The 25,961-nt window shown below is 67.6% G+C and carries 23 protein-coding genes; 13 read left to right on the top strand and 10 right to left on the bottom strand.

Features of this window, described 5'->3' with window-relative positions:
- Positions 1-82: 82 nt before the first annotated feature.
- Positions 83-1,426: a chromate efflux transporter gene (gene chrA, locus A6A40_RS00530; RefSeq protein WP_063633612.1), complete on the top strand. Its 1,344-nt coding sequence runs from the start codon at positions 83-85 to the stop codon at positions 1,424-1,426.
- Positions 1,427-1,450: 24 nt separating this feature from the next.
- Here the strand turns inward: chrA and A6A40_RS00525 are convergent, their stop codons facing one another.
- Positions 1,451-2,017 carry an Lrp/AsnC family transcriptional regulator gene (locus A6A40_RS00525; RefSeq protein ID WP_063633609.1) on the bottom strand — a complete coding sequence of 189 codons (567 nt, stop codon included), beginning with the start codon at positions 2,015-2,017 and terminating at the stop codon, positions 1,451-1,453.
- Between the two features lie 153 nt (positions 2,018-2,170).
- Between A6A40_RS00525 and A6A40_RS00520 the strand changes: the two genes are divergently transcribed.
- The 3 genes from A6A40_RS00520 to A6A40_RS00510 all read left to right on the top strand — a co-directional run bounded on the left by A6A40_RS00520 (position 2,171) and on the right by A6A40_RS00510 (position 4,667).
- Positions 2,171-3,148, top strand: a complete 978-nt coding sequence (locus A6A40_RS00520; protein ID WP_063633606.1) for a mitochondrial fission ELM1 family protein — start codon at positions 2,171-2,173, stop codon at positions 3,146-3,148.
- 151 nt (positions 3,149-3,299) lie between these two features.
- Positions 3,300-3,956 (top strand): 2OG-Fe(II) oxygenase, encoded by a 657-nt coding sequence (locus A6A40_RS00515; RefSeq protein WP_063633604.1) that lies wholly within the window; start codon positions 3,300-3,302, stop codon positions 3,954-3,956.
- A 78-nt stretch (positions 3,957-4,034) separates the two neighbouring features.
- The gene (locus tag A6A40_RS00510) at positions 4,035-4,667 is read left to right on the top strand and encodes a 2OG-Fe(II) oxygenase (RefSeq protein WP_063633601.1); all 633 of its coding nucleotides are present in this window, start codon (positions 4,035-4,037) and stop codon (positions 4,665-4,667) included.
- Between the two features lie 179 nt (positions 4,668-4,846).
- Here A6A40_RS00510 and A6A40_RS00505 read toward each other — a convergent pair whose 3' ends face one another.
- Both A6A40_RS00505 and A6A40_RS00500 read right to left on the bottom strand, forming a co-directional pair.
- Positions 4,847-6,448, bottom strand: a complete 1,602-nt coding sequence (locus tag A6A40_RS00505; protein WP_082860675.1) for a cisplatin damage response ATP-dependent DNA ligase — start codon at positions 6,446-6,448, stop codon at positions 4,847-4,849.
- A complete protein-coding gene (locus A6A40_RS00500; protein WP_063633598.1) occupies positions 6,445-7,524 on the bottom strand; it encodes a ligase-associated DNA damage response exonuclease in 1,080 nt (359 codons plus the stop codon). Before A6A40_RS00500 ends, A6A40_RS00505 begins: the two co-directional genes overlap by 4 nt.
- A gap of 40 nt (positions 7,525-7,564) precedes the next feature.
- Between A6A40_RS00500 and A6A40_RS00495 the strand changes: the two genes are divergently transcribed.
- Together A6A40_RS00495 and A6A40_RS00490 are read left to right on the top strand one after the other, a co-directional pair.
- Positions 7,565-8,479 (top strand): pseudouridine-5'-phosphate glycosidase, encoded by a 915-nt coding sequence (locus A6A40_RS00495; protein ID WP_063633595.1) that lies wholly within the window; start codon positions 7,565-7,567, stop codon positions 8,477-8,479.
- A 116-nt stretch (positions 8,480-8,595) separates the two neighbouring features.
- A complete protein-coding gene (locus tag A6A40_RS00490) occupies positions 8,596-9,012 on the top strand; it encodes a hypothetical protein (RefSeq protein ID WP_063633593.1) in 417 nt (138 codons plus the stop codon).
- A gap of 117 nt (positions 9,013-9,129) precedes the next feature.
- Here the strand turns inward: A6A40_RS00490 and A6A40_RS00485 are convergent, their stop codons facing one another.
- The 4 genes from A6A40_RS00485 to A6A40_RS00470 all read right to left on the bottom strand — a co-directional run bounded on the left by A6A40_RS00485 (position 9,130) and on the right by A6A40_RS00470 (position 15,860).
- Positions 9,130-12,150: a GGDEF and EAL domain-containing protein gene (locus A6A40_RS00485; protein WP_063633591.1), complete on the bottom strand. Its 3,021-nt coding sequence runs from the start codon at positions 12,148-12,150 to the stop codon at positions 9,130-9,132.
- Positions 12,151-12,705: 555 nt separating this feature from the next.
- Positions 12,706-13,251 carry an invasion associated locus B family protein gene (locus tag A6A40_RS00480; RefSeq protein WP_063633588.1) on the bottom strand — a complete coding sequence of 182 codons (546 nt, stop codon included), beginning with the start codon at positions 13,249-13,251 and terminating at the stop codon, positions 12,706-12,708.
- A 140-nt stretch (positions 13,252-13,391) separates the two neighbouring features.
- Entirely contained in the window at positions 13,392-14,249 is an 858-nt protein-coding gene (locus A6A40_RS00475; protein WP_063633585.1) for a pirin family protein, read from the bottom strand.
- A gap of 201 nt (positions 14,250-14,450) precedes the next feature.
- Positions 14,451-15,860: an ammonium transporter gene (locus tag A6A40_RS00470; protein WP_063633583.1), complete on the bottom strand. Its 1,410-nt coding sequence runs from the start codon at positions 15,858-15,860 to the stop codon at positions 14,451-14,453.
- Positions 15,861-16,509: 649 nt separating this feature from the next.
- Between A6A40_RS00470 and glgC the strand changes: the two genes are divergently transcribed.
- The 6 genes from glgC (at position 16,510) to lepA (ending at position 22,949) form a co-directional block, all read left to right on the top strand.
- Positions 16,510-17,781, top strand: coding sequence for a glucose-1-phosphate adenylyltransferase (gene glgC / locus A6A40_RS00465; RefSeq protein WP_063633579.1), 1,272 nt, complete (start codon positions 16,510-16,512; stop codon positions 17,779-17,781).
- A 203-nt stretch (positions 17,782-17,984) separates the two neighbouring features.
- Complete coding sequence (glgA, locus tag A6A40_RS00460) at positions 17,985-19,454, top strand: glycogen synthase GlgA (protein ID WP_063633577.1); 1,470 nt, start codon at positions 17,985-17,987, stop codon at positions 19,452-19,454.
- 101 nt (positions 19,455-19,555) lie between these two features.
- Positions 19,556-19,894: an antitoxin Xre/MbcA/ParS toxin-binding domain-containing protein gene (locus tag A6A40_RS00455; protein WP_063633575.1), complete on the top strand. Its 339-nt coding sequence runs from the start codon at positions 19,556-19,558 to the stop codon at positions 19,892-19,894.
- A 97-nt stretch (positions 19,895-19,991) separates the two neighbouring features.
- The gene (locus A6A40_RS30275; RefSeq protein WP_146191528.1) at positions 19,992-20,507 is read left to right on the top strand and encodes a hypothetical protein; all 516 of its coding nucleotides are present in this window, start codon (positions 19,992-19,994) and stop codon (positions 20,505-20,507) included.
- Positions 20,508-20,669: 162 nt separating this feature from the next.
- Positions 20,670-21,071: an RES family NAD+ phosphorylase gene (locus A6A40_RS00450; protein ID WP_236783696.1), complete on the top strand. Its 402-nt coding sequence runs from the start codon at positions 20,670-20,672 to the stop codon at positions 21,069-21,071.
- A 75-nt stretch (positions 21,072-21,146) separates the two neighbouring features.
- Entirely contained in the window at positions 21,147-22,949 is a 1,803-nt protein-coding gene (gene lepA / locus A6A40_RS00445) for a translation elongation factor 4 (protein ID WP_063633570.1), read from the top strand.
- A gap of 54 nt (positions 22,950-23,003) precedes the next feature.
- Here lepA and A6A40_RS00440 read toward each other — a convergent pair whose 3' ends face one another.
- Positions 23,004-23,606 carry a hypothetical protein gene (locus A6A40_RS00440; protein WP_063633568.1) on the bottom strand — a complete coding sequence of 201 codons (603 nt, stop codon included), beginning with the start codon at positions 23,604-23,606 and terminating at the stop codon, positions 23,004-23,006.
- A 257-nt stretch (positions 23,607-23,863) separates the two neighbouring features.
- Here A6A40_RS00440 and A6A40_RS00435 point away from each other — a divergent pair, with 257 nt between their 5' ends.
- Positions 23,864-24,394, top strand: a complete 531-nt coding sequence (locus tag A6A40_RS00435; RefSeq protein ID WP_063633566.1) for a hypothetical protein — start codon at positions 23,864-23,866, stop codon at positions 24,392-24,394.
- Positions 24,395-24,443: 49 nt separating this feature from the next.
- On the opposite strand, the gene A6A40_RS00430 is transcribed toward A6A40_RS00435, so the two are convergent.
- Both A6A40_RS00430 and A6A40_RS00425 read right to left on the bottom strand, forming a co-directional pair.
- Positions 24,444-25,532: an asparaginase gene (locus A6A40_RS00430; RefSeq protein WP_063633563.1), complete on the bottom strand. Its 1,089-nt coding sequence runs from the start codon at positions 25,530-25,532 to the stop codon at positions 24,444-24,446.
- Between the two features lie 50 nt (positions 25,533-25,582).
- A complete protein-coding gene (locus A6A40_RS00425; RefSeq protein WP_063633561.1) occupies positions 25,583-25,813 on the bottom strand; it encodes a hypothetical protein in 231 nt (76 codons plus the stop codon).
- Positions 25,814-25,961: the final 148 nt, after the last annotated feature.

The raw sequence follows: 25,961 nt of genomic DNA, 5'->3' as shown, positions 1-25,961 counted from the left end.
TCCGCCGTCCCCGCAGCTGCCCCTGCCCCTGCCCGATGGTGGGCGCTGCCTTGCGGTCCTGTTTGCGCTAGGCTGCGGTCCCATGACCGACGCCGACGCTCCCGCCCCGCCCCCGCCCGCTTTCCCCCCCTCCGCCACGGTCCCCGCCTTCGGCGCCTTCTGCCTCTATTGGCTGCGGCTGGGGCTGACCAGCTTCGGCGGACCGGCCGGGCAGATCGCCATGATGCAGAGCGAGCTGGTCGACCGCCGCCGCTGGATCGACCAGACGCGCTTCCTGCACGCGCTGAATTTCTGCATGCTTCTGCCGGGGCCGGAGGCGCAGCAGCTCGCCACCTACATCGGCTGGCGGCTGCACGGGGTACGCGGCGGGCTGGTGGCGGGCGGGCTGTTCGTGCTGCCTGGGGCGCTGGTGCTGCTGGCCCTGTCCTGGATCGCCGCCGCCCATGGCGACACCGGTCTGGTCGGCGCCCTGTTCGACGGCATCAAGCCGGCGGTGGTGGCGATCATCGTCGCCGCGGTCTGGCGGATGGGCCGCCGCACGCTGAAGGGACCGGCGGCGGTGGCGATGGCCGGCGCCGCCTTCCTCGCCCTGTTCGCGCTGCACCTGCCCTTCCCGCTGGTCATCGGCGCCGCGGCGGCGGTCGGCGGGGTGGCGGCATGGATGGGCCGCCACTGGTTCGCCCACCCGCATCCGGTGGCCGACGGCGACTCCGCAGCCGACGACCCGGACGGGCCGGCGCCGAAACCCGCCCGGTTGCTGGTCCTGGCGGCGCTGTTCATCCTCCTGTGGGCGATTCCGGTGGGCGCGGTGATTCTGGCCTTCGGAACCGATCCCTGGCGCGGCATCGCGGCGCTGTTCACCAAGGCGGCCTTCGTCACCTTCGGCGGCGCCTATGCCGTGCTGCCCTACATCGCCGGGCAGGCGGTGGAGTCCTATGGCTGGCTCAGCCCGCGCGAGATGGTCGACGGGCTGGCGCTGGCCGAGACGACGCCGGGACCGCTGATCCTGGTGACGCAATATGTCGGCTTCTTCGCCGGCTGGAACCGGCCGGGCGCGCTGTCGCCGGGCTTGGCGGGAACGCTGGGGGCGGCGCTGACGACCTACGTCACCTTCCTGCCCTGCTTCCTGTTCATCTTCGCCGGAGCCCCCTATGTCGAGCGGCTGATCCACAACCGTCTGGCCGCGGGGGCGCTGGCCGCCATCGCCGCGGCGGTGGTGGGGGTGATCCTGAACTTAGGAGTCTATCTGGGAATGGCGGTGCTGCTGCCGGACGGGCAGCACGGCACGGGGAGCCTGATCTGGGCCTGGACGATCATGCTGGCCGCGCTCTACGCCCTGACCAGGCGCGGCGTGGCGATCCACTGGGTGGTGCTGGGGGGAGCCGCGGCGGGCCTGCTCCAGGCGCTCGCCGCATCTTCCCTGTAAAGGCGCCGTGGCGCCCTGCCCCGTTCAGCGCCGGGTGGCGCGGGCGGGCGTCTCGGCCTCGTCCTCGACGTAATCCTCGTCCTCGTCGTCCTCCGTCCCTTCCGGGATGTCGGGCGAATCGACGTCGATGGGAACGCCGGGGGTGTGTTTGCTGGTGCGGATCGACAGGGCCGACTTCACATGGGCCACGTTGGGCGCCGACGTCAGCTTGGTCGTCAGGAAGCGCTGGTAGTCGTCCCAGTCCTCCGCCACGATCTTCAGGACGAAATCATATTCGCCGGCCAGCATGTTGCACTCACGCACGAGCGGCCAGCTGTTGACGAGCTCCTCGAATTTCTTTAGGTCCGCTTCGGCCTGGCTGCTGAGGCCGACCTGGGCGAACACCGTGACGCCGAACCCCAGTGCGTCGGGGTTGACGTCGGCATGGTAGCCACGGATGAATCCCGCCTCCTCCAGCGCGCGGACGCGGCGCAGGCAGGGCGGAGCGGAGATGCCGGCACGTCGGGCAAGCTCCACGTTGGTCATCCGGCCGTCGTTCTGCAGATCGCGCAGAATCCGACGGTCAATTCGGTCGAGTTTGACCCGCCGCATGGTTTTACTCGGTCGCTCCGGGGATGATTTGGAGAAAGGATATTACACGGGCATGGTGTCTACGCCAAGACCGAAACCCCCGCAAGGGCGAGCAACCCGGATGGCGGTCATTTCGCCGCAATCCCCTCCGCAGCCCCAACGATCCGAGTTCACATGCAACCTTTGACCTGCTGGGTGGTGTCGGACGGCAAGGCCGGCATGGAAAACCAGTGCATCGGGCTGGCCGAGGCGCTGGGCCTGACGCCGGTGATCAAGCGCGTCCATCTGCGCAGCCCCTGGCGCCAGCTGACCCCCTACTGGCGCATCGGCAACCGCTTCGCCGCCGGCCCCAAGGGCGATCCGGTGGAGCCGCCCTGGCCCGACATCCTGATCGGCACCGGCCGGCAGTCCATCGCCGTCTCGCTGGCGGTGCGCCAGCAGTCGCGCGGGCGGACCTTCACCGTCCAGATCCAGGATCCGGTGATGAGCCCGCGCCATTTCGACCTGATCGTCGTGCCGCGCCACGACAAGCTGCGGGCCGACAACGTGCTGGTCACGCATGGCGCACTGCACCGGGTGACGCCCGCCATCCTGGCCGACGCCGCCGAACGCTTCGCCCCGCGGCTGGCCCATCTGCCCCATCCGCGCATCGCCGTGCTGATCGGCGGCGACAACGGCGTCTACCGGCTGACGCCCACCATCATGGGCGAGGTGGCCGAACGGCTGGCCAACCTGACGCGCAGCCATGGCGCCGGGCTGATGGTCACCCCGTCGCGCCGCACCGGCGCCGACAACGAGGCGATCCTGCGCGCCCGCCTGTCCGGCCTGCCGGCGGAGGTGTGGGACGGCACCGGCGAGAACCCCTACTTCGCCTATCTCGGCCTCGCCGACGCCGTGGTGGTGACCTGCGACAGCGTGTCGATGACGTCGGAGGCCTGCTCCACCGGCAAGCCGGTCTATGTGATCGAACTGGACGGCGGGTCGCCCAAGTTCCGCGCCTTCCATGACGGCCTCTACCGGGACGGCATCACCCGGCCCTTCGACGGCTCGCTCGACCACTGGAGCTATCAGCCGATGGACGAGACGCGGATCGTCGCCGACGAGGCGATGCGCCGCCTGTCGGCGCACCGGAAGCGGCACGGTCTGGCGTAACGATGGGGTGGCGGGGTGCGGGCGCGGCCAATGCGCGCACCCCACCGATACGGCCGGTTTGGGGGCGGCGTTCGTCCACGGGCCATGGCATAAGCGCCGGCAAACCGACCGTCCCGAACCGGACGCCCCTGGACCCGGACCCTTCGCCATCATGACCACCGCCGACGCCGTTTCCGCCTCCTTCCTGCGCTGCCTGGAGCGCAGCCGGCTGTCCGAGACGCCCTACACTCACTGGCTCCTGTCCGAAGCCCTGCCGGAGGAGGACGCCGACGCCATCGCCGCCCTGCCCTGGGGGCCGCCGCGGGTGTCCGACACCTACGGCAAGCGCGAGACCAACAACGCGTCGCGCACCTATTTCGGCGAGGAGAACCGGGCGAAATACGCGGTGTGCGAGACCCTCGCCCAGGCCTTCCAGGGCCGCCCGGTGGTGGAGGCGATCCAGCGCACCTGCAACGTCGACCTGACCGGCACCAGCCTGCGCATCGAATATTGCCAGGACACCGACGGCTTCTGGCTGGAGCCGCACACCGACATCGGCGTCAAGAAATTCACGATGCTGATCTATCTCTCGAAGGGGCCGAACTGCTCGCACTGGGGCACCGATGTGCTGGACGAGACGCGGACGGTGGTCGCCCGCGCGCCCTACGCCTTCAACGAAGGGCTGATCTTCATCCCCGCCGGCAACACCTGGCATGGCTTCGAGAAACGTCCGATCGACGGCGTGCGCAAATCGATCATCGTCAACTATGTCGGCCCCGAATGGCGGGCACGGCAGGAGCTCTGCTTCCCTGACAAACCTATTGCATAAAACTTCCGCCATGGTTAAGTGACGCCGGTTTTGGGGGGCAAAGCCACCGTCGGCACGCTCTTTGGGAGTTTCGTATCTATGTCCATGCTCGATCTGGACAAGTTCCGCGCCACCCCTCTGCAGCACGACCCCTACGACTTCCTGTGCGTTCCGGGCTTCGTGAAGCGCGAGTTTCTCGAGGATCTGCACCGCGACTATCCCAAGGTCGACAGGCCCGGCTCGATCCCGCTGGGCGTCTTCCCCCAAGGGCCGAGCTTCGACCGGCTGATCGCCGAACTGAAGGGGCCGGAGGTCTGCACGGCCTTCTCCGACAAGTTCGGGCTCGACCTGTCGGGCTACCCGACCATGTTCACGGCGCGCGGCATGTGCCGGCCGACCGACGGCAAGATCCATCAGGATTCGGCCAGCAAGGTCATCACGGTGCTGATCTACATGAATCCGCCCTGGGAGGCCACCGGCGGCCGTCTGCGCATCCTGCGTTCCCAGAACCTGGAGGATTACGCCGCCGAGGTTCCGCCGGAGGAAGGCACCCTGATGTGCTTCCGCCGCAGCGACACCTCCTGGCACGGCCACCACCCCTTCGAAGGCCAGCGCCGCGCGATCCAGATGAACTGGGTCAAGGGCAGCGTCTACATCTGGCACGAACAATGGCGCCACCGCGTCGGCGCCTGGGCCAAGGGCGTGTTCGGGGGACAGGCGAAGGGGTATTGAGGGGTTGCCGCTTGCGCTGAAATGCTTGTTCGGTGCCCCCTCCCCCACCCTCGGCCGGCCGAAGGCCGGTCCGATCGTGGGAGAGGGAACTCCGCCGCTCTCGCGCTCAGCCCCCTCTCCCGCGTGAGCGGGGGAGGGTTGGGGAGGGGGCAATAACTCGAGGGCGCAATCGCCCCCCGTCACCCCACCACCATCGCCGCCAGCGTCTCCAGCCTGTCGGCCTCCTGCGCCGGCTTGTCCCAGCGGATGCGGTGGATGCGCGGGAAGCGCATCGCCAGCCCGCTCTTGTGGCGGTTGGACGGATGCACGCTGTCGAAGGCGACCTCCAGCACCAGCCCGGCTTCCACCTCGCGCACCGGACCGTAGCGGCGGGTGGTGTGGTTGCGCACCCAGCGGTCCAGCTCGATCAGTTCGGCGTCGGTGAAGCCTGAATAGGCCTTGCCGACCGGCACCAGCTCCCGGCCCAACTCATGATCGCGCCAGACGCCGAAGGTGTAGTCGGAGTAATAGCTCGACCGCTTCCCGTGGCCGCGCTGGGCGTACATCATCACGGTGTCGAGCGTCAGCGCCCCGCGCTTCCACTTGAACCATGGCCCCTTCGGCCGCCCGGCCAGATAGGCGCTGTCGCGCCGCTTCAGCATCAGCCCTTCGATGCCGTTCTCCCGCGCCCCCTCGCGCAGAGCCACCAGATCGTCCCAGCCGGCGAAGGGCACCAGCGGCGACAGATCCATCCGCCGCGGCTGCACCGCCTCGAACCAGCGCTCCAGCCGGGCGCGGCGCTCGACGAAGGACAGGCCGCGCAGATCCTCCCCGCCGTCGAACAGGATGTCGTAGAGCCGCACCCAGGCCGGTCCGTCGCGCAACATCTGCGCCGTCACCGTCTTGCGGTTGAGGCGCTGCTGCAGATCGTTGAAGGGCGCCACCACCCCGTCGCGCGCCACCAGCAACTCGCCGTCCAGCACCGCGTCGAAGCTCATGTGATCGACGATGTCGGGAAAGGCGCCGGACACGTCGTCGCCGGTGCGGCTGTAGAGCCGCCGCTCACCATCCCGCGCCACCAGCTGCACGCGGATGCCGTCCCACTTCCATTCGGCGGCATAGGCGGCGGGATCGAGCGCGGCGCGGTCCTCCTCCTCCAGCGGGTGGGACAGCATCATCGGGCGGAACCCGGCGCCGGCCCCGGTCGCCGGGCGCTCGGCCCGCCCCTCCAGCCAGGCGAACAGCTCCGCATAGGGGGCGGTCAGCCCGTGCCAGACCTCCTCCACGTCATCGACGCTCACCTCCGGCCGGGCCGCCTTGCCCCAGTCCGCCAGCGCCGTCTTGGCCAGCCGCGCCGACACGCCGATGCGCAGCGCCCCGGTGATCAGCTTCAGCAGGGCGAAGCGCCCCGACGAGTCGAGCGTGTCGAGCCACCCCTCCACCAGCCCCATCACCTGCCCGCGCCTGGCGGCCTGCAAGCCCTCCACCACCTCGTTCAGGCTGGGCGGCAGGCTGTTGGCCCTCTCAGCACGCTCCGGCCAGATCAGCGCCACCGTCTCCGCCAGATCGCCGACATAGTCGTAGGACAGCGCCAGCAGCTGCGGATCGACCCTGGTCGCCGCCAGTTCGCGGATCGCCGCCGGCTTGGCCTCCCGGAAGCTCAGGGCTCCGGTCAGCGCCGCCAGCGCCCAGCCGCGCTCGGGGTCGGGCGCGGTGGCGAAATGCTCGACCAGCAGGCGGATCTTGCCGTTGCGCGACGGCATGAAGACCAGCGCGTCGATCAGCGCGGCAAAGCGGTTCACGACGCCTCTCCTCCCGGCAGCCCTTCCGAATCCTCGTCCTCGAAGCCGATCAGCGCCAGCGCGCGGGCACGGATGCCGCGGCTGCTGGCGTAATGGACCAGCGCCTCCTCCCGCCCATGCGTCACCCACACCTCCGGCGCGCCGACATCCGCCAGCGTTTGGCACAGCTCGTCCCAATCGGCATGGTCGGAGATGACCAGCGGCAGTTCCACCCCGCGCTGGCGGGCACGCTGGCGCACCCGCATCCAGCCCGACGCCACCGCCACCACCGGATCGGCCAGCCGCCGCGCCCAGCGGTCGGCCACCGCTGCCGGCGGGGCCAGCACCAGGGCGCCCTTCAGCTCCTCCTTCGCCGCCACGGTCGCCGGCCGCAGCTCCCCCAGTTCCACCCCCAGATCGCGATAGAGCCGGCACAGCGGCTCCAGCGCGCCATGCAGCCAGATCGGCCGGTCGTATCCAGCCGCCCGCAGCAGCGTGATCAGCCGCTGGCATTTGCCCAGCGCATAGACGCCGACGACATGGCTGCGCTCCGGGAACAGCGCCATCGAATGCAGCAGCTTCCCCACCTCGCCCAGGTCGGGCGGGTGGCGGAACACCGGCAGGCCGAAGGTCGCCTCGGTGACGAAGACGTCACAGGGCACCGGCTCGAACGGCGCACAGGTGCGGTCGAGGCGGCGCTTGTAATCGCCCGACACCACCACCCGCGACCCGGCATGCTCCAGCACAACCTGGGCGCTGCCCAGCACATGGCCGGCCGGCACCAGCCGCACATCGACATCGCCGATGCGCAAGGTCTCGCCATACTCCAGCGCTTGCAGGCTTCCCCCCACCCCCTCCCCCATCCGCTGGCGCATGATGGCAAGCGTGCCGGGCGTCGCCAGCACATGGCGGTTTCCCGGCCTCGCATGGTCGGAATGGCCGTGGGTGACGACCGCGCGCTCCACCGGTCGCACCGGGTCGATGTAAAAGCCCCCCGGCTCGACATAGAGCCCTTCGGGAAGGACCCTGATCCACCTGTCGGGGTGCGGGCGGCCCGGATTGGATTGGCCGGGATTGGATTGGTGTGCAGCGGACATGCGTCCTAATATAGGGCGCCCAACAGCGGAGACACAGCGCATGCACCCGATCCTGCTGCCGACGCCCGAGATCGCCGACGCGCTTGCCATGGGGCGCCCGGTGGTGGCGCTCGAATCGACGGTGATCTCCCACGGCATGCCCTACCCCCGCAATCTGGAGACCGCCCGCGCGCTGGAGGCGGAGGTACGGGCGGCCGGCGCCATCCCCGCCACCATCGCGGTGATGGACGGGCGCATCCGCATCGGGCTGGACGACGAGGCGCTGGAGCGGCTGGCGACCGGCGGCCATGCCGTGCGCAAGCTCAGCCGCCGCGACCTGCCCGTCGCCATCGCGACTCGGGCGCTGGGGGCGACCACCGTGGCGGCGACGATGATCGGGGCGGGGCTGGCCGGCATTTCCGTCTTCGCCACCGGCGGCATCGGCGGCGTCCATCGCGGGGCGGAGACCAGCTTCGACATCTCCGCCGACCTCGACGAGCTAGCGCGCACGTCGGTCTGCGTTGTCTGCGCCGGGGCCAAGTCGATTCTCGACCTGCCCAAGACGCTTGAGGTGCTGGAGACCCGCGGAGTCCCGGTTCTCGGCTTCGGCACGCAAGAATTTCCTGCCTTCTACAGCCGCCGCAGCGGCCTGCCCGTCGATCATCGCTGTGACAACGTGACCGAGGTGGCGGACATCCTGCGCGCGAAATGGCAGCTTGGCCTGGACGGCGGCGTGCTGCTGGCGAACCCGATCCCGCCCGCCGACGAGCTGGACGCCACTGCCATGGAGGCCGCCGTCGCCCAGGCGCTGGCCGACGCGGAAGCCAAGGAAATCAAGGGGAAGGACATCACCCCCCATCTTCTGGCGGCGCTGGAGCACCTCACCGGCGGGCGCAGCCTGACCGCCAACATCGCGCTGATCCGCAACAATGCGCGGGTCGCCGCCGGAGTCGCCTCCGCCCTCGCCGCCGGCTAGAACCGATCGGATAGGCCATACCTCAGTGGGAGTAAGGCTTTGGCCCCGGTCCCGGCTTAAGGCCCCGTTAACCGCCTGCGCGCAACTCTGTCGCCATCGAACGAGCGGAGGCTTCCATGCGCGCACCGAGCAGCACCTCGACCCTGGTTTCCCGGATGATTGCGATGGCCGGCCAAGGCGACGAGGCGCCGGGCGTCGCGGAGATGAAGGAGCCGGCCCATGTGAAGCGCATCGTCTGGGCCTCCCAGGCGGCGAAGCTCCGGGTCTCCCTCTCCTCCCGCACCATCCACGAGATCGAAAGCGCCGTCACCGCCGACCTGGACAGCATGGAGCTGCCGGAAGTGTTCTTCACCTCGGTGGAGGTGGGCGGCCATGTGGTGACCTGCGACCTCGACGCCTCCGGCACCGCGTCCATCTTCGGGCTGATCGAGGCCCAGGAATATGACGATCTGGTCGAAGAGGCCGGCGACGACGCCCTGTTCGGCGTCGATTGGGACGGCGTCTACGTCACCCCAGCCCGCACCCGGCATTGATCCCGGGGCACCGCCCCCGGCAGACAGAGCCCCGCTTTCGGAAAACGCCCCGCAGCCAGCCTGCGGGGCGTTTTTTCGTTGGCCGCGGCAGCCGGCAGGATGGCGTCCGGCCTCCGGTCAGACCAGTTCGCGGCCATTCGGCTGCCGGTTCGCCCCGGCGCTGGACATGCCGACCACCACGTCGTCGCGCGAGACGATGGGCAGGGACTTCCGCCGCTCCTCCCATGCCGCCAGAAAACCATCGATGCGGTCGGCAGCCAGCGGCCGGCTGACGAAATAGCCCTGGATCAGATCGCAGCCCATGCGCGACAACGCCTCCCACTGGGCCAGCTCCTCCACCCCCTCGGCCACCACATTGCGGTTCAGGTCGTGGGCGATGCGCGAAATGGACGCCACCATGCTGCGCGCGTCGGTCCGGCGATGGACGTCGTCGATGAAGGCCTTGTCGAGCTTCAGCGTGTTGATCGGCAATGTCCGCAGATAGGTCAGCGACGAATAGCCGGTACCGAAATCGTCCAAGGCGATGTGGACGCCGGCCTGCCGCAGCGCGTCCAGCTTGTCGATGGCGGCGTCCAGCGATCCGATCATCTGCGTTTCGGTGATCTCCAGTTCCAGCCGGTTCGGCGGCAGCCCGGTGCGGTCCAGCACCTCAAGCACCCGCGGCACGAAGTCGTTCTGGGCGAGCTGGACCGCCGACATGTTGACGCTCATCGTGATGCCGCCGATGCCGCGGCAGGCCAGCCCCATCGCCTCGATGCAGGCCGTTTCCAGCACCCACAGGCCGAGCGGGACGATCAGGCCCGAATCCTCGCAGACCGGAATGAAACGGTCGGGGGAGACCGGCCCCAGCTCCGCATCGGTCCAACGGATCAGCGCCTCGAATCCGCGGACCCGGCCGTCGGACGTCGCCACCTGCGGCTGATATTGCAGGCTGAAGGACTGGCGGTCGAATGCCAGCCGCGCCCGGCTGAGCATCCGCATGCGCTCCACCACCCGCCGGTTCATGTCGGGGGTGAAGGTGCAGATGCGCCCGCGCCCGCTGTCCTTGGCCCGGTACATGGCGGTGTCGGCATTCTGCAGCAGATCGTCGAAGCAGCGTCCGTCCCAGGGATAGCGGGCGATGCCGACGCTGCAGGTGACGAAGAAATGCTGGCCTTCCACCAGGAAGGGGGCGGCCAACGCATATTCCAGCCGCTGCGCCACATCGGCCGGCTCGCCGGCCTCGCTGCCATGGACGACAACGACGAACTCGTCGCCGCCCAACCTGGCGATGAACAGCCCCTCGCCCACCCCCCGGCGAATCCGCAGGCCGAGCGCCATCAGCAGTTCGTCGCCCGCCTTGTGGCCGAAGCTGTCGTTGATGAACTTGAAATTGTCCATGTCCATGAACAGCAGGGCGAGCGGCTTGGCGGTGCCTCCGGCCTTGTCGTCGGCGATCAGCCGGCCGACATGCTGCTCCAGGGTCAAGCGGTTCGGCAGGCCGGTCAGCGGATCGAAATGGGCCAGATGATCCAGCCAGTCCTGCTGCCGCTTCTCCGCCGTGATGTCGGTGTAGGACCCGGCCATCATCACCGGCCTGCCCTGTCCGTCATGCATGGCCTTGCCGGTGGCATAGAACCACAGATAGTTGCCATCGCGATGGCGGACCCGGTATTCGGCCCGGTATTCCGGCAGCTCGCCGGACAGGTGGCGCTGCAGCGCCTCTTCCGCCTGGTCGCAATCGTCGGGGTGGATGCGGTCGCACCACGCCGCCCGCGAAGCGATGCTGGTCGCCTCCACCCCAAGCAGTTCGGACACCCGGCCGGAGAGAACACGCCTGTCGGCGGCGATGTCCCAGGTCCAGATGATGTCGCGCGACGCCTCCGCGACCAGCCGCATCCGCTTCTCGCGTTCGCACAACGCCTCCCTGCTGGCGGTCAGTTCGTCCAGCCTGTCCTGCAGATCCCGGCGCGACTGGGCGAGCGCCAGATTGCTGTGCAGCAGGGCCGCCTCGGCCGCCCGGCGCTGGCGCAGCGCGAAGGACAGGATCAGCACCATGACCGTCAGCACCACGATGACGATGCCGACCGTCACCACCAGCGAGCGATAGGTCTCCAGGAAGGAGAAGGGCTTGTTGAGCAGCTGGTCGAGCGGTCCCACCCGCGACAGATCGAGCCCGTACCGCTGTACCTGCCGGTAATCCATTGCCCGGATGACCGAGTCCGCCCTCTCCGTCGGCAGCGAAGCGGTGGATTTTCCGTTCATGATCGCCGCGGCCACCGCGCCGACCGCCCGTCCATGCGCCTGCGCGCTCAGCAGACTGCCGCCGGCGATGCCCCGGCCCAGCAGATACTCCTGCAGGCCATAGATCGGCACACTGCTCTTCTCGCTCATCAGCTGCAGGAACTGCTCGGGCGGCAGGACCAGACCGTCACGGTCGGTCGCATAGGTGCCCAGCAGCACGGCGCTGTCCGGCGGCAGGGTCGTCAGCCGCTCCTCCAGCCGCGCGAAAGCCATGTCTGGCAGGATCTGCCGTTCGAGCCCGGCGGGAAAGCGGCCGGAAGCGGCAAGGTCATCGATCAGGGTATCCAGCGCCCTTCCCGATTCCGTGTTGTCGCGCAGGACGAACAGGCGGCGCAGTCCGGGATTGGCCGCCATCGCCATGCGCAGCGTGCCTTCGACGTCCTTGGCTTCGGCGACCCCGATCACATTCGATTCGCCCTCCGTCAGCAGGCGGGCCGAGGCGCCGATGACGCCGCCATGCACCAGCGGCACCGGCCCATAAATCTCCCGCCGCAACTCGACCGCAAAGGCCAAAGCCGCGTCGTCGGTGGCGATGATGGCGTCGACGGTGCCCTTTGGGTGCCGGTGGCCGACCAACGCCCGTAACCGATGGAGCCCGGCCACATCCGGAAAGCGCTTCCAGTCGAGGTGATAGGGAATGGCGATCGCGTTGGGCGCCGAGGCCGCCAGCTCCTCGTCGATGCCGGCCGCCTGATCGTCGGTCCATTCATAGCCCTGGTGGTAGGAATGCAGCACCAGCACGGTCCGGTTCGGCGCCGTCGCCCACACCTCCACCGGCAGGGACGAAGCCGCCATCGCCAGCAGCACCAGCAGCAGGGCAAAGCCGCGTATCCAGGTAGCGGACCAACCGGTCATGAAATCCCCTCGATCGACTCCCCGCAACGCGTTCCGTCGGCTGCAACGCCGCCGGATGATGCCGGTTCTTCGTCACCAAAGGATAGGCGCAGCCATCATGCGGGCACCACAGGTCTTCGATAAAGTTAACCCGCATTTTAATGGTTAATTTCTATATTTGATTGGTTGTATTTACCGCTTTATCACGCGATAATTGCGGTCCGGTGTTTGTTAACTCTGTGTATAATTCTGATTATCATTCTAAATTGGTGGCACGTCATGACGGTGGCCTGCGGCGCCGGCACAAGCACGCCAGCGTGCGGTGGCCGGAGGAACTGTGCCCCCACCGCACCGTGGCCCGCATCAGCGCGCCGGCGACGACCGGCTGGCCTTCAGCCCCTGGCACGGACTGGCCCCGCGCACCGGCCTCTCGGCTCGATCATGCGCGCCCGCCGCATCGCCTACGCCCGCTCCTCCGGCTTCCGCATTCACCGCGACGGCTGCCCGATGCGAGAACCGGCGGCTGGCTTCCGGCTGGCGGGATGAAGGCGATGGGAGAGACCGGCGCCGTGCCGCTCACTGCAGACTGCGCTGCATCTCCTCGAAGGTGCGGGAGAAGCCGTTCAGCGGGAAATCGATGTCGCGCTTGCCCAGGCGCGGCGAGCTGACGCGGACCAGGATGGTCGAGCCGTTGCGGAACTGGTCGGCGACGCGGCCGGACACGAAATTCGGGAACATGCACATGTTCAGCGTCGCGACATGCGATTCGATGCGCGGCTGGCGGTCGACGCGGATGGCGCAGCGGTCGACCAGCCCCTGGCTGGTGGTCAGGAACAGGTGGAAGTCGTTGCCGGTCGGGATGACGCTGAGCGCGATGAAGCCGACATCCTTCCCGTCGTCGAACAGGCGGTAGATCATCAGCCGGCAGGTCTTGCTGTCGGTCATCCGGTCGATGTCGCACTGGTTGGTCCAGGCGCCCTCCGGCCCGAAATCGGCGGCGGCCTTGGACAGGTCCACCGCGGCGGCAGGTTTGGCGGTCGACAGGCCTGCCGCCAGCGTCAGGGCCAGAACGCCGGCGGCGGCAACACCCTTGAACCCACCCAACAGCCCCTTTGCACGCATCGCCCCAGCTCCCCGCCATCGTTCGTATTAACACCGAGTGCGCCATGATAACCGGCGGTGGCGGGGGTGCAAGGCACGAGATGCCGCGCACCTCCCCCGAAGAACGGGTTGGCGCGCGGCATCCCCCGATCAGATGCGCCTCAGATGCGCCCCTCCTCGAAATCGCGGAAGGCCTGCATCACCTCTTCGCGCGTGTTCATGACGAAGGGACCGCCCCACGCGATGGGTTCGCCGATCGGCTCGCCGGCCAGCAGCAGGAAGCGCGCCCCCCCGGCCCCGGCGGTCGCCTCCACCCGCTCGCCGTCGCCCAGCACGATCACCCGCGGTCCCGACATCAGCCCCTCGCCGGCGACATCCAGCGTGCCTTCGAACAGCACCAGGAAGGCGGTGTGGCCGGCAGGCAGCGGCTCGGCGAAGGAGACCGACGGCGGCAGATTGACGTCGAAGTAACGGGCGTCGGTCGCCTCGGCCCGCACCGGACCGGCAGTGCCGCGGGCGGTGTCGCCGGCGATCACGGTGACGGTGGCGCCGTCCTCGCGCCGTTCCACCGGGATGGAGGCGGCCGGGAACTCCTGATAGCGCGGCTCGGTCATCTTCAGCCGGGCCGGCAGGTTGATCCACAGCTGGAAGCCGCGCATCAGCCCTTCGGTCTGCTCCGGCATCTCCGAATGGATCAGGCCGCGGCCGGCGGTCATCCACTGCACGCCGCCGGTTTCGATCACGCCCTCATGCCCGTGGTTGTCGGCATGGCGCATGCGGCCGGCCAGCATGTAGGTGACCGTCTCGAAGCCGCGGTGGGGATGGTCGGGGAAGCCCGCCAGATAGTCGGTCGGCCGGTCGGACCCGAACAGGTCCAGCATCAGGAAGGGGTCGAGCGTGCGCAGGCGGGGCGTGCCCAGCATGCGGGTCATGCTGACCCCGGCGCCGTCGGAGGTGGCCATGCCCTCCACGGCGGCGAGGACCGGACGGACACCGGGGGTGGCGGACTGGGCGGACATGGCGGGGACTCCCGAAAGAAGAGCGCTGACGATGGACCAGAGGTAGTCCGCCGCGGCCCCGCCGTGAAGCCGGCACGCCCGCGCCACAGCGTTTCCGCCGGCGCAACAATCCCTGCGCAACACTCCGGCGGCGGCAAACGAAAAAGGCCGCCGGGAAGCCCGGCGGCCCTTTCGGAGAGACCCGTGGGAAAGGGAGTGTTCTTAGTGGATGCTCTCGCCATGCAGGGCGAGGTCGAGACCGTCGCGCTCCACATCCTCGTCCACGCGCAGGCCCATCACCACATCGATGACCTTCAGCAGGACGAAGGTGGCGACGGCGCACCAGACCATGGTGTAGAGGACGCCCTGGATCTGGATCCACACCGCGCCGGCGTTGCCTTCCAGCAGGCCCAGGGTGGCCGACGGGTCGGCCTGCAGGACGGCGGCGAAGGCGCCTTCCGCGTTGGACACCGACATCTTGGCGAAGACGCCGGTCAGGATGGCGCCGATCAGGCCGCCGACACCGTGCACGCCGAAGGCGTCCAGGCTGTCGTCATAGCCCAGCATGTGCTTCAGGCTGGTGGCCGACCAGAAGCAGATCACGCCGGCGACGATGCCGATGATGATGGCGCCCGTCGGATCGACGAAGCCGGCGGCCGGGGTGACGGCGACCAGGCCGGCGACGGCGCCGGAGATGATGCCGAGGATCGACGGCTTGCCCTTGACGATCCACTCCGCGAACAGCCAGCCCATGGCGGCGCCGGCGGTGGCGATGTGCGTGGCGGCCATGGCCATGCCGGCGCGCGGACCGGCGGTCAGGGCGGAACCGGCGTTGAAGCCGAACCAGCCCACCCACAGCAGCGAGGCGCCGATCAGCGACAGCACCAGGTTGTGCGGCATGAAGGCTTCCTTCGGGTAGCCCTTGCGCTTGCCGATCACCAGCGCGGCGACCAGGCCGGCGACGCCCGCGTTGATGTGGACGACCGTGCCGCCGGCGAAGTCCAGCACGCCCATGCCGAACAGGAAGCCCGACGGATACCAGACCCAGTGGGCGATCGGCGCATAGACCACGATCGACCACAGGGTGGTGAAGACCAGCAGCGAGGAGAACTTCATGCGGTCCGCGAAGGCGCCGGTGATCAGCGCCGGGGTGATGATCGCGAAGGTCATCTGGAACATCATGAAGACCGGCTCGGGGATCGTCGTCGGCACGCCGGCGCCGGTCGCCTCGCCCAGCACGAACGCCTTCGAGAAGTCGAGACCGTTCAGGAACAGCCGGTCCAGCCCGCCGATGTAGGCGCCGGTGCCGGTGAAGGCCAGGCTGTAGCCGATCACGTACCACAGGACGCTGATCAGGCAGGTGATGGCGAAGCTCTGCATCACCGTCGCCAGCACGTTCATCTTGCGGACCATGCCGCCGTAGAACAGCGCCAGACCCGGAATGGTCATCATCAGCACCAGCGCCGTGGAGACCAGCATCCAGGCGGTGTCGCCGCCATTCAGCGCCGGAGCCGCCGGCGCGGCAGCAGCGGCGGCAGCCGCCGCGTCCTGGGCAAGGGCTGCGGCCGGCATGCCGACCGCGCCCAGAGCAACCGCCATCATCGGTGCGGCCAGAAGGAACAGACGGTTCATCGAGGCTCCTCTTTCTCCAAAATCGCTCCCACCCCTGCATGGCCGGCGCGGCACCGGAGGCATTCCGCGCGCAAACGCCGCACTGGGGCGACCCCGTCCCGGTCGCCCCGTCCCCGGCAAAGACGGGGCGGCGGACGGGACCGAGGACGCCTCGATCGTTACAAGAAGCGTGCCAGTCCAAAACGGCTTGGAATCGTCAGGGTTGTCCCGGCGCAGGACCCCCGAACGGGCACCCCCCTACGAGTCGCAAGGTGGGTTTGCACAGGAAATGGGCAGATGCCGGAGCCGACATTCCGCCGCAATTTTCGGGCTTTCGACCGAATGAATGGGCCGGATGCGCAGCTTTGGCGCAGCCGTCTGGCTGCCATTCCGGCAGTTGGTCAAAAAATGTGCAGAAAATGGCCCACGCGGCGGTCACTGCCGCGAGGAGCGGCGGGAATGGGGCAGCCCGTCTGCTCCGTCCATCCGGTCCGAACGGCCAGCCCCTCTTTCCGCCTAGGCGGGCGGAACGGGCGATGCGGCGGGTCAGCCGAGGCGAACCCACCGCCGGGCCTATTGGACATGGCGGCGAGATGTGGCACCGTCAACGCCTCCATCGGGAAGGCCGCCGCCGGGCGGCCGCAAGAAAAAGGCAAAGGGGGTAACGGCCATGCTCGACAAACGGGATCTGCGCCTTGCACCGCGACGTGCGGTGGCGCTGGTGTTGGCCGGGGGACGCGGAAGCCGTCTGAAGCAGCTGACCGACCGGCGGGCGAAGCCGGCCACATATTTCGGCGGCAAGTTCCGCATCATCGACTTCGCGCTGTCCAATTGCGTCAATTCCGGCTTCCGCCGCATCGGCGTGCTGACGCAGTACAAGTCGCACAGCCTTCTGCGCCACCTCCAGCGCGGCTGGAACGTCTTCCGCGGCGAGATGAACGAGTTCTGCGACCTGCTGCCGGCCCAGCAGCGCGTCAGCGAGACGGAGTGGTATCAGGGCACCGCCGACGCCGTATTCCAGAACCTGGACATCCTGCGCGACCACGAGCCGGAATATGTCCTGATCCTGGCCGGCGACCACATCTACAAGATGGATTACGGCGCGCTGCTGCTCGACCACATCGACCGCAAGGCCGACGTCACCGTTCCCTGCATCGCGGTTCCGCGCGAACAGGCGACCGGCTTCGGCGTGATGCACATCGACGACGAGCGCCGCATCATCGACTTCGTCGAAAAGCCGGCCGATCCGCCGCCGATGCCGGGCCGCCCGGACATGGCGCTGGCCAGCATGGGCATCTACGTCTTCAACGCCCAGTTCCTCTACGACCAGCTGGAGCGCGACGTCGCCACCCCCGGCTCCAGCCGCGACTTCGGCAAGGACATCATCCCGCATCTGGTGAAGACCGGCGCCCGCATCATCGCCCATGATTACGCCGACAGCGCCATCATCGACGCGCCGGACGACGTCCCCTACTGGCGCGACGTCGGCACCATCGACGCCTATTGGGAGGCCAACCTCGACCTCTGCCACGTCACGCCGCAATTGAACATGTACAACCGCGACTGGCCGATCTTCACCTACCAGGAACAGCTTCCCCCCGCCAAATTCGTCTTCGACGACAATGACCGGCGCGGCACGGCGATCGACAGCCTGGTGTCGGGCGGCTGCATCATCTCCGGGTCCACCGTGCGGCGGTCGCTGCTGTTCAGCTCGGTCCGCGTCAATTCCTACAGCGAGCTGCACGAGGCGGTGGTCCTGCCGGAATGCGACATCGGCCGCCATTGCCGCCTGAAGAAGGTGGTGATCGACCGCGGCGTCAGCATCCCCAACGGCCTCGTCGTCGGCGAGGATCCGGAGCTGGACGCCAAGCGCTTCCACCGCAGCGAGGGCGGCGTCGTCCTGATCACCCGCGAGATGATCGAGAAGCTGCCGAAGGACTAGGGAGCCCCCCTTCCCCCTCCGACCGAAGCCGTCCCCTCCCCCCTCAGCCGTCATTCCCGCGCAGGCGGGACTCCAGCCCCCGAAGCCGGCCCTTCGGAACAGCCTGGATCCCCGCCTCCGCGGGGATGACGGCCGGGTGAGCGGAAGGCCAGCCGTTCAGCTCTCCGCCTCTCCCTCCCGCCTTTCATCCGAGTGCCTTCCCGATGCGCGTCCTCTACGTCACGTCCGAATGCTACCCGATGGTCAAGACGGGGGGGCTGGCGGACGTGTCCGCCGCCCTGCCGCCGGCCCTGAACGCCGCGGGCGCCGATGTCCGCCTGCTGCTGCCGGGCTATCCCGCCGTTCTGAACAGTTTGCAGAACCTGCATGACGTCGGCGACCTGATCACCGACCTGCCCGGCTGCGACCGCGCCCAGCTGTGCATCGGCCGCACCGCCGACGGGGTTCTCGCCTATGCGCTGAAGGCGCCGTCGCTGTACGACCGTCCCGGCAATCCCTATCTGGGGCCGGACGGCAAGGATTGGGGCGACAACGCCCTGCGCTTCGCCGCACTCGCCTGGGTCGCCGCCGGTTTCGCCGCCGAGAAGTCCTACGATCCCTGGTGGCGGCCCGACATCCTGCACGGCCATGACTGGCAGGCCGGACTGATCCCCGCCTATCTGGCGCTGCGCCCCGACCGTTTCGCCGGCCCCTTCCGGCCGGGCACGGTGCTGACCATCCACAACATCGCCTATCAGGGCCTGTTCGGCCCGTGGATGATGGGCGACATCGGCCTGCCCTCCGCCAGCTTCCGCGTCGATGGTGTCGAGTATTACGGCAACATCAGCTTCCTGAAGGCGGGTTGCTTCTACGCCGACCGCCTGACCACGGTCAGCCCGACCTATGCCAACGAGATCCAGACGGCGGAGCACGGCACCGGCCTGCAGGGCCTTCTCGCCAGCCGGTCCGACGTGCTGACCGGCATCCTGAACGGCGTCGATTACGCGGTGTGGGATCCGGCCACCGACCCGCATCTGCCCGCCCGCTACACCCCCGACGACCTCGGTGGAAAGGACGCCTGCAAGGCCGACCTGCAATCCGCCTTCGGCCTGGACCGCCGCGCCGACGCGCCCTTGGCCGCCGTGGTCAGCCGCCTGACCTGGCACAAGGGCCTGGACCTCGTGCTGGAGGCGGCGGGCCAATGGGTGTCCTGGGGCGGCCAGCTGGTGGTGCTGGGCAGCGGCGACGCCTCCAGCGAGGCCGGCTTCCGCCAGCTCGCCCAGTGGCATCCGCAGTCCATCGGCGTGCGCATCGGCTATGACGAGCCGTTGTCCCACCGAATCCAGGCCGGGTCCGACCTGTTCCTGGTGCCGTCGCGCTCCGAGCCCTGCGGCCTGACCCAGCTCTACGCGTTGAAATACGGCACCCTGCCGTTGGTCCGCCGCACCGGCGGCCTCGCCGACACGGTGATCGACGCCAACCCCGCCGCCAGCGCCGACGGCAGCGCGACGGGGTTCCAGTTCGTCAACGCGACCGGCCAGGAACTGGTGTGGGCGCTGCGCCGCGCGATGACCGTCTACCGCAAGCCCGACCGCTGGCAGGCAATGCAGCGCCGCGCCATGACGCGGGACTTCGGCTGGCACGGCCCGGCGGAGGAGTACATGGAGTTGTATCGGGGACTTGGGGGGCGGTGAGGCCGGGTGTGCCCGGAAACCTGGAAAGACGCCGCGCGTTGTCCCATTTCCTAAGCGATGCTAGTGTTGATGTGTGATTTGGTGCGGAGAGGCGTGACATCATGAGCAACGCCATTGCCCGGAAATTGGAATCGCTCCACCGCAAGGGGGCGATGCGCAATGTGGATGTCGCCAATCTTTTGGGGGCAGCCCCAGACCAGGTTGCACGCTGGGATCAGGGCCGCGACTTTCCCGTGCCCGAGGCTCGCAAAAGGCTGGTCGATGCAGAGTTCATCGTCGATCAACTTTCCGATCTCTACGAACCCGAGGAGGCTCGGCAATGGCTGTTCACACCACAACCACGGCTGAACCATGCCATACCCGCCACCTTGATCCAGCAGGGCCGGGTCGACGAGGTGCAAGCGGTGTTGAATCAACTTTTAGATGGGACATACGTCTGACAAAAGTATCAGAAAGTATGCGCGCCGTAACTCAGGACAAGTTGACTTCCTCGTGCCGATCGCCTAGCATAGGTGTTGCTGTGCGTGGGAGGTTGACATGTCCGACGAGATTGTACTGGTCTACACGGCAAGGGGACGAGACCGAATCCTCAGCGATGGAGGCTCGCAAGCTTGGGTCCTTGATCCAAATCGAGTCCTGAAGTGTCAATTTGTTGTTTGCGTACAAAACAGACACAACGGCGCATGGGGCGGCGCTGATCATCAGCACGGCGAAGGCTTTCTGGTTGGACGTATTTCCGGGGTTATCCCTTCAAAAGAAGGAGAGGGCCGCTGGCTAATTCAGTTCAAAGAATTCGCTGAAATCAGTATCCCAAATTGCTGGGGCGGATGGCGCAACCCTGTCCGCTATGAAGGCAAGGACACATTTGAATTCATCAATGATATTGAATTCAAAGATCTCATTTTCTCACCATTGCCCTCATCTCAACCATCTTCTTCCCACGCTGAAAACACGACTGTTATTCGTCCATTAACGATAGCCGAAGCCAAACGCGGCTTGGCTCTAGGGCTTGGCGTACCGGAAAGCGCAATCAGCATAACGATTTCGATGTGACGAGGCGAGGCTGCCGTGATCCACGACCCAAACTTATTGGAAGGTTTATCGGCACGCCCTACTGAATGCTTTTCCGGTAGCACATTCCGCGCCACCCGCGCCGGCTTGCATCCATTAGCGCCCTCCACCAACGGTGGACGTTGGGCGCCCGCAGGGGGGCCCGTGGTTCTTTACACGAGCCTAGAGCGCGAAGGCGCGCTGGCGGAGATCACCTATCACTGGAGCCGCTTCATCCCCCGTCCGTCGAAGCCGGCAAAGCTCCACCGTCTGACCGTTACGGCCGGCAAGACCCTCCGCCTCATCCGCACCACGCTGGAGGATTTGTCGGTCCCGACCGAGGGCTATGATGGATCAGCCTACGACCGCACGCAGGCCATCGGCGCCGCCGCGGCCTTCCTCGGCTGCGACGGCATTCTCGTTCCGTCGGCGCGCTGGCATTGCGACAACCTGATCCTGTTCACCGACAATCACGGCCACGATCCCGGCAACAGCCTGGACGTGATCGAAACCGAAACCATCGACTGGTTGGCATGGGCGAGCGACAAAGGGTTGCTGCCACCATAGCCGGCTCACACCATCATTGCGCCCATCCCCCGACCGCCCTATGTTCCCGGCAAACTCTCGCTTGTCCGGGCCCCGATGACTGACCTTTCGCACATCCGCAATTTCTCGATCATCGCCCACATCGACCATGGCAAGTCGACCCTTGCCGACCGGTTGATCCAGCAGTGCGGCGGCCTCGACGCGCGCGAGATGCGCGAACAGGTGCTCGACAGCATGGACATCGAGCGCGAGCGCGGCATCACCATCAAGGCCCAGACCGTCCGCCTGCTCTACAAGGCCGAGGACGGCAAGCAGTACACGCTGAACCTGATGGACACCCCCGGCCACGTCGACTTCGCCTATGAGGTCAGCCGGTCCTTGTCCGCCTGCGAGGGCTCGATCCTGGTGGTCGACGCCTCGCAAGGCGTTGAGGCGCAGACGCTCGCCAACGTCTATCAGGCCATCGACAACAACCACGAGATCATCCCGGTCCTCAACAAGATCGACCTGCCCGCCGCCGAGCCGGAGCGGGTCAAGCAGCAGATCGAGGACGTGATCGGGCTGGATGCCTCCGACGCGGTGGAGATCTCGGCCAAGTCCGGCCTCAACATCGGCGCGGTGCTGGAGGCGGTGGTCAAGCGGCTGCCGCCGCCCAAGGGCGATGCCGACGCCGCCCTGAAGGCGCTGCTGGTCGATTCCTGGTACGACCCCTATCTCGGCGTCGTCATTCTGGTGCGCGTGGTCGACGGCGTGCTGAAGGTCGGGCAGAAGGTGCGCTTCATGGCCGCCGGCTCCGCCCACGACGTCGACCGCGTCGGCGTGTTCACGCCGAAGGCTCTGCTGACCGGCGAGCTGCGGCCGGGCGAGATGGGCTTCATCACCGCCGCGATCAAGGACATCACCCTGACCAAGGTCGGCGACACCATCACCGACGAGCGCAAGCCGGCGACCGAGGCCCTGGCCGGCTTCAAGCCGTCCGTGCCGGTGGTGTGGTGCGGCCTGTTCCCGGTCGATGCCGCCGATTTCGAGCGGCTGCGCGACAGCCTGGGCAAGCTGAAGCTGAACGACGCCAGCTTCCATTACGAGGCCGAAACGTCGGCGGCGCTGGGCTTCGGCTTCCGCTGCGGCTTCCTCGGCCTCTTGCATCTGGAGATCATCCAGGAGCGGCTGGAGCGCGAGTTCAACCTCGACCTCATCACCACAGCGCCGTCGGTGGTCTACAAGCTCTACATGACCGACGGGTCGGTGCAGGACCTGCACAACCCGGCCGACATGCCCGACGTGGTCAAGATCGACCGCATCGAGGAGCCTTGGATCAAGGCCACCATCATGCTGCCCGACGAGTATCTCGGCGGCATCCTCCAGCTCTGCACCGACCGCCGCGGCCAGCAGATCGAGCTGACCTATGCCGGCTCGCGCGCCATGCTGGTCTACCGCCTGCCGCTGAACGAGGTGGTGTTCGACTTCTACGACCGTCTGAAGTCGATCAGCCGCGGCTATGCCAGCTTCGACTACCAGATGGACGGCTATGAGGAGGGCGACCTCGTCAAGATGGCGATCCTCGTCAATGCCGAGCCGGTCGATGCCCTGTCGATGATCGTTCACCGCGGCCAGGCCGAGCGCCGCGGCCGCCAGCTGTGCGAGCGGCTGAAGGAGCTGATCCCGCGCCAGCTGTTCAAGATCGCCGTGCAGGCCGCCATCGGCGGGCGCGTCATCGCCCGCGAGACGATCAGCGCCATGCGCAAGGACGTGCTCGCCAAGTGCTATGGCGGCGACATCAGCCGCAAGCGCAAGCTGCTGGACAAGCAGAAGGAAGGCAAGAAGCGCATGCGCCAGTTCGGGCAGGTCGAAATCCCGCAGAGCGCCTTCATCGCCGCGCTCAAGATGGGCGACGAGTAAGGATACGAAAAAGGCGGGCTCAAGCCCGCCTTTTTCTTTGACGGCCGCGGCCGCTCAGGGTGGGAATTCGCCCTCCTCCCAGATCGTGGCGTTGGTCCGCAGATATTGGCGCAGGTGCTTGGGATAGCTGTGCTTGGCGTCGAGATTGATGAACAGCGGGTTGGCCTGCCGCGTCTTCTGCGCCTCGTCGAGAAAGGCGAGCTGATAGCAGAGAATGACGAATTCCGAACAGAAGACGTTCTTCACCGCCCCCTGATGTTCGGTGTGCGACAGCCGTTCCTTGTATTTCTGCAGCCGCCCGAACGCGCCGGTGCCGAAACCGGTGCTTCCCGCCCAGGCGAACACCGCCCGCGCGGTGCCGTAGGAGGAGGATGCCTTGTGCAGCCTCAGGGCGGTTTCCTGAACGAGCTGGGCCTGGGCATCGCTCATCGCCCGCGCCCGGAACAGGCGGCCCTTGCCCATGTTCACGACATCGCCCTTCTTGATGCCGTCACGCGGCTGTTCGCTGCCGAAGCCGCTGGCATGCAGCACCATCCAGTCGGTCCGCACGCCGCTGCTGTATTTCACCTTTTCGCCGATCACGATCGCGCAATGGGACACCGTTCCATCGGCAATGATGATGTCACCGGGCCGGTAGGCTGGAGAAAGGGACACCATAACTGAAGCCTCGCGACTGACGGTTCTGCGAGGAGGAGAGTCTCAGAAATTTGTTCGCACTTAAAGCGAACTGTGGTTTCAGCCCTGCCATCTGCCGGCCCATCCGATGACAAAGCTGAGAAATGGCGGCTTGCCGGCGCAACAAACCCGCCGCTGACGTGTCATCACCTGCGAAGGGAGATCGGGTGGCGCATCGGCGCCCCCGGCCTTCCCGCACTCGGTTGAAATCCAATTCGGTTGAAGTCCGGGAGGATGACATGCGCAAATTTCTCGCCGCCACCGTGCCCGCCCTGCTGCTGCTGGCCGGCACCATGCCGGCCGAAGCCCAGAGCGGCGACCGCGACGTTCAGGCCAGCCGCGACCTGATCGGCAAGCGGGTGGTCCACCGCCATGGCGGGCCGGTCGCCGGCACCATCCAGAACGTCACCACCGACGCCCAGGGCCAGACGATGGTGGAGATGAAGATGGCCAAGACCGGCCAGCCCCTCATGCTCACCCCATCGTCCTTCGAACGGCGCGGACGTCAGGTCGTCATCATGCATGACCAGACCGAGCTGCAGCAGCTCGCCCAATACAGCAGCCAGGCCAACACCGGCTACGGCAGCTCGACCGGCGGGGCCATGGATGGGTCGATGGGCGGCTCCATGGGCGGTATGGGCGCCGGCTCCATGGGCCAGGGGACGATGAACCAGGGCACCATGAACCAGGGCTCGATGAGCAGCGGCTCGATGGGCCGGGGCACGATGGACGAGCGCACCCTGTCGCCGAACAAGCCCGGCATGCAGTAAGTCACCGGCGGAGGCGGGAAGCCCAATGGCCCCCGCCTCCGGACAGGCGTCAGCCCTCGATCGCCGTCAGCTCTCCGGCCAGCGGCTTCGGCATCTCCGCCTTGACCGTCGCGGCATCCAATCCACCGGCAAGCAGGCAGACCAGCTTGGCGTAGCTGGCCTCCGGCGTCATGTCATAAGCGCCGACGGCTCCGACCGCGCCCAACCCGGTGGCGTAGGCGCCGGGCAGCACCGCGCCGCGCTGCACCTGGGTGTTGTCCATCACCACGACCCCGGCCGTCACCGCCGCCGACAGCGCGTCGAGGAACTCCGGGTCGGTCGGACCGTTGCCCTCGCCGAAGGCCAGCAGCACCGCCCCCTTGGCCGCCGGGCTGGTGCCGGTCAGCATCGCCGACACCGTGCTGGCGCGGATGCCCGGATACAGCCACAGAATGACGACCGAGAAGTCCGCCAGCGCCGCCGCCTGGGCGTCCAGCGCAGCCAGCCGCGCACCCCGGTTCTCCGCATCGTCCAGCGAGACCGCCGCACCCGGCATCGGCAGCCAATAGGGTTCGTTGCGGGCGACCACGCTGCCGATGGTGGCGAGCGGCGGGAAGTTCGGCGAATCGAAGCCGGCGAAGCGGTTGGCGTCGACCTTGGACGAGCGGTTGCCGCGCAGCAGCTTGGTGTCGAAATAGACGCAGACCTCCGGCACCGGCAAGGTCCCCGCCGCCACGACGGCGCCGACCAGATTGGCGGGCGCGTCGCTCAGCGTGAAGGACAGCGGCACCTGCGACCCGCTGAACACCACCGGCTTGGTCAGGCCGGGCAGCAGGAAGGACAGGGCCGACGCGCTGTAGGCCATGCTGTCGGTGCCGTGCAGCACGACGAAGCCGTCATACCGGTCATAGACCGACAGCAGCCGCCGGGCGATGGCGATCCAGTCCACCGGCGTCATGTTGGAACTGTCGAGCGTGCGGTCGAACCAGCCCATGGTCCAGGTCAGGTCCTTGTAATCCTGCACCCCATGGCCGGACAGGCCCGGCATCGACAGGACCAGCCGTTCGAACTCCGGCCCCGGCACCGGGGCCAGCGCCCCGTCGGCATTGGTGACGCACCCGATGGTGCCCCCGGTGTACAGCACATAGACCCGCGCCATTTTGCGCTCCTCCCGCATTCTTGTCGGCGGCAGGATAGGCGGACGTCCCCCTACTTCTCAAGACACAGCCGGTCCCGGATCGCCAGCGGGCTCCGCAGCGACATCGGGGCCTCCTCCGCAACCAGCCGCCGGGCGGGTGCGGGTGCGGGTGCGGGTGCGGGAACCGGATTGTGGGCAAGACGGAAACGCCGCGGTTCCGGCACTGCCGGCGGGGGGACCGCGGGCGGATCGATCCGGGCGGCAGCGAGAACCACGCCGGTCCAGGCGGCGAACAGGGACATGGCCGAAACTCCAAAGCGGTTGGAGACCGAACATGGGCCGCGCGCCATTCCCTTGGAAACGAATAGGCATTATGCCGTCATTACGATCCGTGATGACCGCGACGTTGCGGATGGGCGGGCGCTCTGCTTGAATGGGAGGCAACTTCCG

Origin of the sequence: Azospirillum humicireducens (assembly GCF_001639105.2) — a bacterium.
Lineage (GTDB): Bacteria > Pseudomonadota > Alphaproteobacteria > Azospirillales > Azospirillaceae > Azospirillum > Azospirillum humicireducens.
The sequence above is the reverse complement of the archived record's forward strand: the minus strand, read 5'-3'. Positions and strand labels throughout refer to the sequence as shown.